An 11,933-nucleotide genomic window follows, 5' to 3' on the forward strand; every position below is an offset into this window, starting at 1 on the left:
GGCGCGCCGTGAACCGGGGGGCACCGGCACGCCGCGAGGGCGGTCCGGTTCACCGGCCCGGTCCAGCGGCGCGCCCGCTCGCCGCCGTGTGTCTCAGTGCCCTCGGGCGATCCATTCCTCCAGGTGGGGAGCCTCTTCGCCGATGGTCGTGCTGTCGCCGTGGCCGGTGAGGACCTTGGTCTCCGGCGGGAGCGTGAGCAACCTCTCGCGAATGGATTCGATGATGTCCGGGAAGCTCGACCAGGACCTGCCGGTCGCTCCCGGCCCGCCCTGGAAGAGGGTGTCGCCGGTGAAGACGACGCCCAGGGCGACCGACCGCAGGCTGACCGCGCCCGGAGCGTGGCCGGGGGTGTGGATCACCTCGAGGTCGGTCCCGGCCGCCTCGATCCGCAGGCCGTCCTCCAGCCAGGCGTCGGGCATCCGCTCGGGGTGGGTCTGCTTCCACAGGTGCAGGTCGTCGGGGTGCAGCCAGATCACGGCCCCGGTGCGTTCGGCGAGCTCGGGGGCGGCGTCGATGTGGTCGTTGTGGGCGTGGGTGCAGACGATGCCGGTCAGCCGGCGGTCGCCCACGGCCTCCAGGATCGCCTCCGCGTCGTGCGCCGCGTCGATCACCACGGCCTCGTGGTCGTCGCCGACGATCCAGACGTTGTTGTCCACGTCCCAGGTGCCGCCGTCCAGGCTGAACTGCCCGGAGGTGACGAGTCGTTCGATCCTGGCGGTCACGGGAGGACCACCACCGAGCGCAGGACGTCGCCGTGGTGCATGCGCTCGAACGCGGCTTCCACGTCGGTCAGTTCGATCGTCTCGGTGACGAACTTCTCCAGCGGCAGGCGCCCCTGGAGATGCAGGTCGATCAGCATCGGGAAGTCGCGCGAGGGCAGGCAGTCGCCGTACCAGGAGGACTTGAGGGAGCCGCCGCGGCCGAACACGTCGAGCAGCGGGAGTTCCAGCTTCATCTCCGGGGTGGGCACGCCCACCAGGACCACGGTGCCGGCCAGGTCGCGGGCGTAGAAGGCCTGCCGGTAGGTCTCCGGCCGGCCGACCGCCTCGATCACCACGTCGGCGCCGAAGCCGCCGGTGAGCTCGCGGATCGCCTCGACGGGGTCGGTCTCCTTGCTGTTGACGGTGTGGGTGGCGCCCATGGTGCGGGCGGTCTCCAGCTTCCGGTCGTCGAGGTCCACGGCGATGATCCGGGCCGCTCCCGCCAGGTTCGCCCCGACGATCGCCGCGTCGCCGACGCCGCCGCAGCCGATCACCGCGACGCTGTCGCCGCGGCCGACGTTGCCGGTGTTGACGGCCGCGCCGATGCCCGCCATCACGCCGCAGCCGAGCAGGCCCGCGACGGCGGGCGAGACGGCGGGGTCGACCTTGGTGCACTGGCCGGCGGCCACCAGGGTCTTCTCGGCGAAGGCGCCGATGCCCAGTGCCGGGCTGAGCTCCCGCCCGTCGGCGAGGGTCATCCGCTGCCTCGCGTTGTGGGTGTCGAAGCAGTACCAGGGACGGCCGCGCAGACAGGCACGGCAGTGGCCGCACACGGCGCGCCAGTTGAGGACGACGAAGTCGCCGGGGGCCACCTCGCTCACGCCCTCGCCGACGGACTCCACGACGCCGGCCGCCTCGTGACCGAGCAGGAAGGGGTAGTCGTCGCCGATGCCGCCCTGCTTGTAGTGCAGGTCGGTGTGGCAGACCCCGCAGGCCTGCACCTTGACGACGGCCTCGCCCGGTCCGGGGTCCGGAACGACGATCGTCTCGACCCGCACCGGCTCGTTCCTGCCTGGAGCGACTACGCCGCGTACTTCCTGCGCCATGGAGTGACCTTTCGTCGGTGACGTGAACCGGGCCCGGCCACCCAACGGTACGTCACGAGGGCGTGTCCGGGGCGCAGCCGGTGGAGCTGTCGCGCAGGTCAGCGGGCCGGGCGCCCGCCCCTGGTGGGCTGCGGCCCGATGCGGCCGGTCCCCTCGCGGGACGGCCGCCGGCCGCATCCCGGTGGCGCCGGTGAGCGACGGCGCGCGCACGTACGGTGAACGACCGCCGCGCCGAAACGTCCGTGCGGGAAATCTGCACACCGGCTGCCCGATCCGGGCACCGCGCGGGCCCTCCCGGGGCGGCCGCGCACCGCGGTGGTCCCGAATGCCCGCTTCCGGCCCCAGGGCGGGAGAAGGCCCTGCGGTCCTCCCGTGACCCATGTGTGGAAGTGATCCCCATGTGGTGACGCCGCGTTCACGCTTCCCCCCGACCGAGGGCCAAAAGCCCAGCTCACAGCGGTTGTTGATTGGAAGGCGGCACGTCGCCCGTGCTTTGATCCCACCGCGCCGCAAGGTTCGCCGGCTCTCACCGGCACGGCGGGCGGCGGCGCGTTTTCCCCTATGTAGGTCCTTACGAAGGGAAGTTCTGATGAACTTCGTCCCCCAGGTCGAGACCGCCGAGATCTCCGACGCCGAGCTGGACAACGTCTCCGGCGGCCTGATCGGCGAGACCCTCGGTGCCGTCACCGGCGTCGTCGACGGCATCGTGCCGGTCTCCGGCATCCTCAACACCGCGGTCTCCACCGTCGAGGGCGTCACCGGCCTCAACACCGCTCCGGTCACCGGCCTGGTCAACGGCCTCTGATCGCACCTCGCGCCGTCGAGTCCCGGAGCCACCCCCACGGCTCCGGGACTCCCGGCGTTCCATGGCCGGTTCCCGCACGGGGACCGGTTCCGTTCAGCCGAAAGAAGTTCCGTGCAGTTCCGCCAGCAGGCCCTCGACAAGCTGCGGTCGCCGGAGGACCTCGAGCTGCCCGCCCGGCTCGCCCGGCCGCAGGGCTGGCTGGTGCTCTCGGTGACGCTGGTCGTGATGGCCGCCGCCTCCGTGTGGGCGGTGACCGGCTCGGTCGTCACCACGGTGGGCGCGCCGGCCGTGCTCACCCACGGGCAGGGCAGTTACGTCCTGCAGAGTCCCGTCACCGGACAGGTGACCCGCGTGCTCGCCGAGGAGGGTGACCGGCTCGACGCCGGGGCGCCGGTCCTCGAGGTACGCGCCGCCGAGGGCAGGACCCTGGTGCGGGCGGTCGAGGCCGGCCGGGTGGGCGCGCTCGCCGTGAACGTCGGGGCCGTATTGCAGACCGGCGCCGACGTGGCGGCGGTGGAGAAGGTCACCGACGAGCACTCCCCCTTGTACGCGACCGTGTACGTCCCGGCCGGCAAGGCCTCCGAAATCCGGGTCGGCGATCCGGTCGACCTCACCGTGCAGACCGCGCCCGCCTCCCGCTACGGGGTGCTGCGCGGCAGGGTGACGTCCGTCGAGCGGCGCGCCCAGTCGGCCCGGCGCATCGCCTCCTTCCTGGGAGACGCGCAGCTGGCCGCCCGGCTCACCGAGGACGGCGCGCCCGTGGCGGTCACCGTCACCCCGGTGCGCTCCTCGTCGACGAGGAGCGGTTACCGGTGGTCCACCGAGGACGGGCCGCCCTTCCGCCTGGACTCCATGACCCAGGCCACCGCCTCCGTCCGCGTCGCCGACCAGCACCCCGTCGATTGGCTCCTGCCGTGACCACCCGCACCACGAACGTAAAGAAGGGTCCGCCGCCGCCCGTCCGGGGCAGGCGCCGGGCCGCCCCGGCGAGGAAGACCCCGGCCCGCCGCCCTCGCCGACGCGCGGTCCGCACCCCCACCGTGCTGCAGATGGAGGCCGTGGAGTGCGGCGCGGCCGCGCTCGCCATGGTGCTGGGCCACCACGGCCGCCATGTCCCCCTGGAGGAACTGCGCGTCGCCTGCGGCGTCTCCCGCGACGGCTCCCGGGCGGGGAATCTGCTCAAGGCGGCCCGCGCCTACGGGATGACGGCCAAGGGCATGCAGATGGACACCGCCGCCCTCGCCGAGGTGGCGGCGCCGGCCGTGCTGTTCTGGGAGTTCAACCACTACGTCGTCCTCGACGGCATGGGACGGCGCTTCGGCCGGCGCGGCGTCCACGTCAACGATCCGGCGAAGGGCCGCCGGTTCGTGCCCATGGAGGACTTCGACACCAGCTTCACCGGCGTGGTGCTGGTGATGGAGCCGGGCCCGGACTTCCGGCGCGGCGGCCGGCGCCCGGGCGCCCTGGGCGCGCTCCCCTCCCGGCTGCGCGGCACGGCCGGCGCCCTGCCCGCCGCCGTGCTGGCGAGCCTGCTGCTGGTGCTGGTCGGTGCCGCCGTGCCGGCGCTCAGCCGCACCTGGATCGACACCTTCCTGATCGGCGGCAGCACCTCCCTGCTGGACGTGCTGTTCACGTCGATGGGCGCCTGCGTCCTGCTCACCGCCGTGCTGACCTGGCTGCAGCAGGGCAATCTGCTGCGCGGGCGGATCATCTCCTCCACGCTCTCCAGCGCCCGGTTCCTGCGCCATCTGCTGCGGCTTCCGGTCACCTTCTTCTCCCAGCGCGGCCCCGCCGACCTGGTGCAGCGGCTGGAGTCCAACGACTCGGTGGCCGAAACTCTTTCCCGTGACCTCGCCTCGGCAGGTGTCGACGCCGTGGTGGTGGTGCTGTACGCGGTCCTGCTGCACACCTACGACCCGCAGCTGACCGCGGTGGGCATCGGGGTGGCGCTGCTCAACGTGGTGGCGATGCGGGTGGTGGTGCGGCTGCGGGCCACCCGTACCGCCAAGCTGCGCGCCGACACCGCCCGGCTCACCAACACCGCCTACACCGGGCTCCAGCTGATCGAGACGATGAAGGCGACCGGCGGTGAGGACGGCTACTTCCGCAAGTGGGCCGGGCAGCACGCCGTCACCCTGGAGGAGCAGCAGCGGCTGGGCGTGCCCACCGCCTGGCTGGGCGTGGTGGCGCCGACGCTGGCGACCCTGAACAGCGCGCTGATCCTGTGGATCGGCGGGTTGCGCGCGGTGGAGGGCCACATCACGGTGGGCCTGCTGGTCGCCTTCCAGGCGCTGGTCACCCGGTTCACCGCGCCGCTGACCCGGCTGAACGGCGTGGCCGGGCGGATCCAGGACTTCGCGGCCGACGTGGCCCGGCTGAAGGACGTGGAGAACTTCGCGCCCGATCCGCTGCACGTGCGCGGCGGCGAGGACTCCACCCGTCGCCTGCGCGGCCACATCGAGCTGGAGGACGTCGCGTTCGGCTACAGCCCGCTGGACGAGCCGCTGCTGAGCGGCTTCGACCTGACGGTCGGTCCGGGCCGTCAGGTGGCGCTGGTCGGCGGCTCCGGCAGCGGCAAGTCGACGGTGGCCCGGCTGCTGGCCGGCCTGTACGCGCCCTGGGAGGGCGTGATCCGGATCGACGGGCAGCGGCTGGAGGACATCCCGCGCGGGGCGCTGGCCGCCTCGGTCTCCTTCGTCGACCAGGACGTGTTCCTCTTCGAGGGCACGGTCCGCGACAACGTCGCGCTGTGGGACCCGTCGGTGCCCGACGAGGCGGTGGTCGACGCGCTCAGGGACGCCGCCCTGTACGACGTGGTGATGCGCCGCCCCGGCGGCATCCACAGCCCCGTCGAGCAGGACGGCCGCAACTTCTCCGGCGGGCAGCGGCAGCGGCTGGAGATCGCCCGTGCCCTGGCCCGCCGTCCCAGCGTCCTGGTCCTCGACGAGGTGACCAGCGCGCTGGACGCCGAGACGGAGCTGGTGGTGATGGACAACCTGCGCCGCCGCGGCTGCGCCTGCGTGGTGATCGCCCACCGGCTGAGCACGGTCCGCGACAGCGACGAGATCGTGGTGCTCCAGCACGGCGTGATCGTCGAACGCGGCACCCACCAGCAGCTGCTGGCCGCGGGCGGCAGCTACGCACGACTGGTCAGGGAGCGGTAGATGACCTCCGGTTACGAGGACGCGCACCCGGGCGGCCGGGCCCCTGGGGAGACGGGGCTCCAGGCGCTCGACACGCTGGGCACGCCCGTGGACTGCTCCGGCCCGCAGCTCGACCTGGAGGGGCCGCAGGTGCTGTGGCTGGTCGCCGCCGGCGCGCTCGACCTGTTCGCGGCGGACGTGGTGGGCCAGGGCCACTGGCACCACCTGGGGCGGCTGGAGGCGGGCTCCCTGCTGCTCGGCCCGGTCGCCGGTCCCCGGCACACGCTGGTCGCCCGGCCGCTGCGGGACTGCGCGGTGCGCCGGATCCAGCTGCGGGAGCTGTACCAGCCGGTGGCCGAGCAGACCTGGACCTACGACGAGTACGGCACCCCGCTGCACCTGAGCCCGCGGTACACCGCCTCCGGGTCGAGTCCGCTGGAGCACGCGCTGGCGTTCGGCATGGGGCGCGGTCTGTCGGTGCTGTTCCAGGCGCCGATGGCGGCGGTGTTCACGGCCGAGTTCACCGAGGGCTTCTCCACCGAGCCGGGCTTCCAGCAGGCCGCCGAGCACCTGGCGAGGAAGGCGGACGAGGACGTCTTCTCCCTGCACGTGCCGCCCGGCTCCGTCGCCCACGGCTCCGTGTACGGCGAGGAGGCCGCGGCCGACCTGCTCGTGGACCCGGCGCTCTGGCAGGGCATGGTGGACCGTCAGTACCGGCTGCTGTCCACCCTGGACCGGTGGATCGAGCAGCAGGAGCGGTCCCACGAGAGCCGCGCCGCTGCGGGCGTCCGGGCCGGGCTGGAGGCCCGCGACCGTGCGGACCGCACCCTGCTGGCGTCGATGGGCGGCCGCTCGCGCCGCCGCATCACCGACGTGGACGAGGACGCCACCTGGGCCGCCTGCCGGCTGGTGGCCCGCGCCGCGGGCGTCACGCTGACCGATCCGGCGCGCGGCGCGGCGGGCGCCGAGCGACTGGACCCGGTCGAGCGGATCGCGGCCGTCTCCCGGGTGCGGACCCGGACCGTGCGGCTGGGCGCCGGCCGCTGGTGGAAGGAGGACGTCGGCCCGCTGCTGGGGTTCCGCGCGCTGTCGGGGGCTCCGGTGGCGCTGCTGTGGCGGCGCGGGGGCTACGTCGCGGTGCATCCGACCACCGGGCGGGAGACCCGGATCGGCGCGGACAACGCCGACGACTACGACGCGCGCGCCGTGATGTTCTTCCGCCCGCTGCCCGAGCGCCGGACCACTCCGCTGGGGCTGGCCCGGTTCGTGCTGTCCGGGGCCCGTGGCGACGTGGCGTCGCTGCTGCTGGGCGGGCTGGTGACGGTGGTGGTCGGCGTGTGCGTGCCGGTGGTCACCGGCAAGGTGCTCGGCGCGTACGTGCCGCAGGCGCGGACCGACCTGATCGCCCTTGCCTGCACCGCCGTGCTGGTGGCCGCCCTGGTGTCGGCGGTGTTCCTGCTGCTGCAGAACCTGACGATGCTGCGGCTGGAGGGGCGGATCGAGGCCGTGCTGCAGCCCGCTGTGTGGGACCGGTTGCTGCGGCTGCCGGCGCGGTTCTTCACCGGCCGCTCCACCGGGGAGCTGGCCGGGGCGGCGATGGGCATCAGCCGGATCCGGCAGTTGCTGGCCGGCGTGGGGCCGGTGGCCGTCCAGTCGCTGACGGTCGGCACCGTCAACCTGGCTCTGCTGTTCTGGTACGACCCGGCGATGGCGACGGCCGCCGTGGCCCTGCTGCTGGTGCTCGGCGCGGTGTTCCTGGCGCTGGGGCTGTGGCAGGTGCGGTGGCAGCGCCGTCTGGTCCGGCTCACCCACAGGCTCAACAACCAGGCGTTCCAGACCTTGCGCGGCCTGCCGAAGCTGCGGGTCGCGGCGGCCGAGAACTACGCGTACGCCGCGTGGGCGGGCGAGTTCGCCCGCAGCCGGGAGATGCACCGGCGGCTGGGCGGGATCAAGAACCTCAACGCGGTGCTCGGCGCGGTGGCGCTCCCGCTCTGCTCGTTGCTGATGTTCATGCTGCTGGCGGGCCCGGCGCGGGGTGTGATGCCGGCCGCGGACTTCCTCGCCTTCAACACGGCGGTGACCATGCTGCTCGGTTCGGTCACCCAGCTGACCGGGGCCGCCGTGTCGGTGGTGGCCGCGCTGCCGCTGTTCGAGGAGCTCCGGCCGGTGCTCGACGCGGTGCCGGAGGTGCGGCAGGCGAACACGCCGCCGGGGCGGCTCACCGGGGCGATCGAGGCGCGCCGGTTGTCGTTCCGCTACTCCGACGACGGGCCGCCGGTGCTCGACGACGTCTCCTTCGAGGTCCGCCCCGGCGAGTTCCTGGCGATCGTCGGGCCCAGCGGCTGCGGCAAGTCCACGCTGCTGCGGCTGCTGATCGGCTTCGAGCGCCCCGCATCCGGCAGTGTCCTGTACGACGGACAGGACCTGGCCGCGCTGGACCGGGCGGCGGTGCGCCGGCAGTGCGGGGTGGTGCTGCAGCACGCGCAGCCGTTCACCGGGTCGGTGCTGGAGATCGTCCGCGGCCACGAGCCGTACACGCCGGAGGAGGTCATGGCGGCGGCGGAACTGGCCGGGCTGGGGGACGACATCCGGCGGATGCCGATGGGGCTGCACACCCTGGTGGCCGGCAGCGGCTCGCTCTCCGGCGGTCAGCGCCAGCGGCTGATGATCGCCCAGGCGCTGATCCGGCGTCCGCGGATCCTCTTCCTGGACGAGGCGACCAGCGCGCTCGACAACGAGACGCAGCGGCAGGTCATCGAGAGCACCCGGGCGCTCCGGGCGACCCGGGTGGTGATCGCCCACCGGCTGTCGACGGTGATGGACGCCGACCGGGTGATCGTGATGGACGAGGGACGGGTGGCGCAGATCGGCACCCCGGCCGAGCTGCTGGCCGACCGGGGAGGCCGGCTGCACGAGCTGGTGCGCCGCCAGATGGCGTGACGGACGAGGGCCGGGGCCTCCGCCCCGCCGTGGCCCCGGCGGAGCCGGGGTCTGTCCGTGGCGGTGCCGGGTACCCGCAGGTGGCCCCGGCGCGGGGCCACCCCCGGGCGGCCTGCGGGCGGGGCGTCCCGAACCGGCGAGACCGAGGAGACGAACGGTGAACCACCACCACAGCGACCGCGACCGTCAGGACGACCCGCCGCGCACCGCGCTGGCCGAGGCCTTCCGTGAGGCGGAGGAGGCCGCGGCCCGCGCCGACGGCCGGGACCAGGAGGGCGCGGGCCGCTCCGGCGAGGCCGGCGACGCCACCTCGCCGAACCCGCGGGCCCAGGAGCAGGCCCGGCGGGACGGCTGACCTGGCGGTCCGCCCGGGTACCCGGCGTCGCGGCGGGTACCCGGGCCGCATGAGTCACGACCGCGACGCCCTTCACGACCGGCACGCCCCCGAGCTCCCCTCCTCCCGCGGCCCGCTGTCCCGGGGCGTCCTCGCCCTGCTGCGCGGCGAGGGTCCGCCCCCCGGCGCGCAGCTCGCCGCCGAGGCCGACCCTTACGGCGACGACCTCCAGCTCGCCCTGTACTGCTGCTACGAACTGCACTACCGCGGCTTCGCCGGTGTGGACCCCGCCCTGGAGTGGGACCCGGCCCTGCTCACCGTGCGCCGGGCGATGGAGGACCGGTTCCTCGCGGCGCTGCGCCGGGACGTCGAGGTGCACCGCGACGTGCGCTCCGCCGTCAAGGAACTCGAGACGGAGCCCGTCGAGGGCGTCGGCGTCAGTTGGTTCCTGCGTGACGAGGGCGAGCTGCGCCACCTGCGGGAGTACGCCGCGATGCGGTCGGTCTACCACCTGAAGGAGGCGGACCCGCACGCCTGGGTGCTGCCCCGGCTGTGGGGGCGCGCCAAGGCCGCCATGGTGTCGGTGGAGTTCGACGAGTTCGGCGGCGGCCGCGCCGACCGGGTGCACGCCAAGCTGTTCGCCGACCTGATGGCGGACCTGGGCCTGGAGACCTCCTACGGTGCCTACCTCGAGCACGCGCCCGCCCCGGCGCTGGCCGTGGTCAACCTGATGTCGCTGCTGGGCCTGCACCGCGCGCTGCGCGGCGCGCTGGTGGGTCACTTCGCCACCGTGGAGATCACCTCCTCCCCCGGTTCCCGGCGGCTGGCCGAGGCCATGCGCCGTACCGGCGCGGGAGCCGCGGCCGAGTTCTTCTACGACGAGCACGTCGAGGCGGACGCCGTGCACGAGCAGGTGGTCCGGCACGAGGTGATCGGCGGTCTGCTGGAGGTGGAGCCGTACCTGGAGGACGACGTCGTGTTCGGCATGGACGCGACGGTCTTCCTGGAGGACCGTCTGGGTGACCATGTCATGGCCTGCTGGCGGGCCGACCGTCCGGCGCTGCGCTCCGAGCTGCCGGAGCCCGTGGCGGTGTCCGCGTGAGCGGGACGGTCGCCGGGCCCCCGGAGCGCGCGACGGGACGGACCTGGACGGGTGACGGCGGGGGGCCCACCGGCCATGGTGCGGCCCGGCCTGGGTATTCGGCCCGTGTGAAGCGACCTTTGGTTATCCCTGGTGTGTACGCCCCCCAGGACGACACGCTCCTCCTCTCCGAGGCACTGGAGGACGAACCCTTCCCCGCCGGCGGCCGCGTGCTGGACGTCGGCACCGGTTCAGGAGCCCTGGCCCTGGCCGCCGCCCGCCGCGGCGGCGAGGTCACGGCGGTGGACGTCTCCCGCCGCGCGGTGGCAGGCGTCCGGCTCAACGCCCTGCTGCACGGGGTGCGGGTGCGCGCCGTGCGCGGCGACCTGTTCGACCCCGTCCGGGGTGAGGCGTTCGACCTGATCACCAGCAATCCGCCGTACGTGCCGACCCCTCCGGGCGGGACACGCGGCCGCCCCAGGGAGGCCCGCGCCTGGGACGCCGGGGACGACGGGCGGCTGGTCGTGGACCGGATCTGCCGGGAGGCGCCGGAGCTGCTGCGCCCGGGCGGCGTGCTGCTGATGGTGCACTCGGCGCTGAGCGGTCCCGCCACGTCCGTGGAGCAACTGCGGGCGGCCGGACTGAAGGCGTCGGTGACCCTGCGACGCCACGTGGCGTTCGGCCCGGTACTCAGGGACCGGGTGAACTGGTTGAGGCACCGGGGGATGATCTCCCCGGAACAGGCCCGCGCGGAGCGGGAGGAGCTGGTGGTGGTCCGTGCCGAACGACCCGTCTGAGCGCACGCCCGCCCCGGGCGCCTCGCAGCGTCCTGCGGAGGCCCGGCGCATCGTGGTGCCGCGCCGTGGCCCGATGCTGGTCGACGGCCCGGTGGAGGTGGAGCTGGAGGACGGCACCGTGGCGTCCTCGGACCGCTTCCGGGTGGCCCTGTGCACCTGCCGACTCAGCGAGCGCTATCCCTGGTGCGACACCAGCCACCGAAGGCGGCGCTGACGTGTCCCGCGCCGCCCACGCGTCACAGCTGCCACTCCCTGAGACGGTCGGCGGCCGCGTAGACGTCGGCCTTGCCCGCGATCAGTTCGCGGGCGAGGTCGACGAGCGCGCCGTAGGGCGGATCGATCCCCGCCCCGCTGGCGTACATGTACGCCACCGCCGTGGCGCAGGCGAAGCGGGCGTTGGAGGACGGCAGCGGCCTGAGCACGGCGATGGTGTGCAGCAGGGCGGCGGCGCGCCAGGCGGGGTCGGAGTCCACGCCCAGGCGCGGCGGGTCCACCCGGTGCCTGGCGACCGCCGCCACCAGGGCCGAGAAGTCACTGACCGTCGGCTGGTCCGGCAGCACCTCCTCGTGGCGCTGCAGGAGCCAGGGGACGTCGACGTGCAGGACGGAGGTCATACGTCAGGCGGCCCGCCCCGCGCCGCGGACCGGCGGCTCGTCGTCCGGGAAGGCGGCGGCGAACTCGTCCGCGTGCGTGGTGAAGAAGCGGCGGAAGGCCTCGGCGCCCTCCTGGAGGGCACGGTGCCGCGCTATGTCCGCGGCCGCGGCCTCCCGGACCAGGGCCTTCATGGAGGTACCGCGCTCCTTGGCGATCTGCCGCAGGTCCTCGAGCTCACGGTCGCTGAACTCGACATTGAGAGCTGGCATGGCGCCACGGTACCGCTCACCCGACCGAGGGTAAATTCCCGCAGGTCACGGCCTGGGGAACGCCCATTCGGCCCGGTGCCCGAAAGGGTGAGGGAGGCGGTCTCCCCGCGCGGGGGCGCGGGAGCCGCCGCCCGCTCGGCCCAAGGGCGCGGCACGCGCCCC

12 protein-coding genes are annotated in these 11,933 nt (G+C 74.0%); 8 read left to right on the top strand and 4 right to left on the bottom strand.

Annotated elements, in window-relative coordinates:
* Positions 1–93: 93 nt before the first annotated feature.
* Both ACFRAV_RS23100 and ACFRAV_RS23105 read right to left on the bottom strand, forming a co-directional pair.
* Entirely contained in the window at positions 94–723 is a 630-nt protein-coding gene (locus ACFRAV_RS23100) for an MBL fold metallo-hydrolase (protein WP_382558162.1), read from the bottom strand.
* On the bottom strand, positions 720–1,808 hold the full coding sequence (locus ACFRAV_RS23105) for an S-(hydroxymethyl)mycothiol dehydrogenase (protein WP_382558163.1): 1,089 nt from the start codon (positions 1,806–1,808) through the stop codon (positions 720–722). The genes ACFRAV_RS23100 and ACFRAV_RS23105 overlap by 4 nt, the downstream gene beginning before the upstream one ends.
* Positions 1,809–2,397: 589 nt before the next feature.
* Here ACFRAV_RS23105 and ACFRAV_RS23110 point away from each other — a divergent pair.
* The 8 genes from ACFRAV_RS23110 (at position 2,398) to ACFRAV_RS23145 (ending at position 11,122) form a co-directional block, all read left to right on the top strand.
* Positions 2,398–2,613: a type A2 lantipeptide gene (locus tag ACFRAV_RS23110; RefSeq protein ID WP_351116907.1), complete on the top strand. Its 216-nt coding sequence runs from the start codon at positions 2,398–2,400 to the stop codon at positions 2,611–2,613.
* 111 nt (positions 2,614–2,724) lie between these two features.
* Entirely contained in the window at positions 2,725–3,531 is an 807-nt protein-coding gene (locus tag ACFRAV_RS23115) for an HlyD family efflux transporter periplasmic adaptor subunit (protein WP_382558164.1), read from the top strand.
* 131 nt (positions 3,532–3,662) lie between these two features.
* Positions 3,663–5,777 (top strand): NHLP family bacteriocin export ABC transporter peptidase/permease/ATPase subunit, encoded by a 2,115-nt coding sequence (locus ACFRAV_RS23120; RefSeq protein ID WP_382558165.1) that lies wholly within the window; start codon positions 3,663–3,665, stop codon positions 5,775–5,777.
* On the top strand, positions 5,778–8,696 hold the full coding sequence (locus ACFRAV_RS23125) for an NHLP bacteriocin export ABC transporter permease/ATPase subunit (RefSeq protein WP_382558166.1): 2,919 nt from the start codon (positions 5,778–5,780) through the stop codon (positions 8,694–8,696).
* A gap of 157 nt (positions 8,697–8,853) precedes the next feature.
* Positions 8,854–9,051, top strand: coding sequence for a hypothetical protein (locus ACFRAV_RS23130; protein WP_351116914.1), 198 nt, complete (start codon positions 8,854–8,856; stop codon positions 9,049–9,051).
* Positions 9,052–9,100: 49 nt separating this feature from the next.
* Positions 9,101–10,132 (top strand): iron-containing redox enzyme family protein, encoded by a 1,032-nt coding sequence (locus ACFRAV_RS23135; protein WP_382558167.1) that lies wholly within the window; start codon positions 9,101–9,103, stop codon positions 10,130–10,132.
* 134 nt (positions 10,133–10,266) lie between these two features.
* Positions 10,267–10,908, top strand: a complete 642-nt coding sequence (locus ACFRAV_RS23140) for a HemK2/MTQ2 family protein methyltransferase (RefSeq protein WP_382558168.1) — start codon at positions 10,267–10,269, stop codon at positions 10,906–10,908.
* Positions 10,889–11,122: a CDGSH iron-sulfur domain-containing protein gene (locus ACFRAV_RS23145; protein ID WP_382558169.1), complete on the top strand. Its 234-nt coding sequence runs from the start codon at positions 10,889–10,891 to the stop codon at positions 11,120–11,122. The genes ACFRAV_RS23140 and ACFRAV_RS23145 overlap by 20 nt, the downstream gene beginning before the upstream one ends.
* A gap of 22 nt (positions 11,123–11,144) precedes the next feature.
* On the opposite strand, the gene ACFRAV_RS23150 is transcribed toward ACFRAV_RS23145, so the two are convergent.
* Together ACFRAV_RS23150 and ACFRAV_RS23155 are read right to left on the bottom strand one after the other, a co-directional pair.
* On the bottom strand, positions 11,145–11,522 hold the full coding sequence (locus tag ACFRAV_RS23150; RefSeq protein ID WP_351116919.1) for a toxin Doc: 378 nt from the start codon (positions 11,520–11,522) through the stop codon (positions 11,145–11,147).
* Between the two features lie 3 nt (positions 11,523–11,525).
* Positions 11,526–11,771 (bottom strand): hypothetical protein, encoded by a 246-nt coding sequence (locus tag ACFRAV_RS23155; protein WP_108955630.1) that lies wholly within the window; start codon positions 11,769–11,771, stop codon positions 11,526–11,528.
* Positions 11,772–11,933: the final 162 nt, after the last annotated feature.

The sequence above is a fragment of the Streptomyces sp. NPDC056600 genome (assembly GCF_042792855.1).
Lineage (GTDB): Bacteria > Actinomycetota > Actinomycetes > Streptomycetales > Streptomycetaceae > Streptomyces.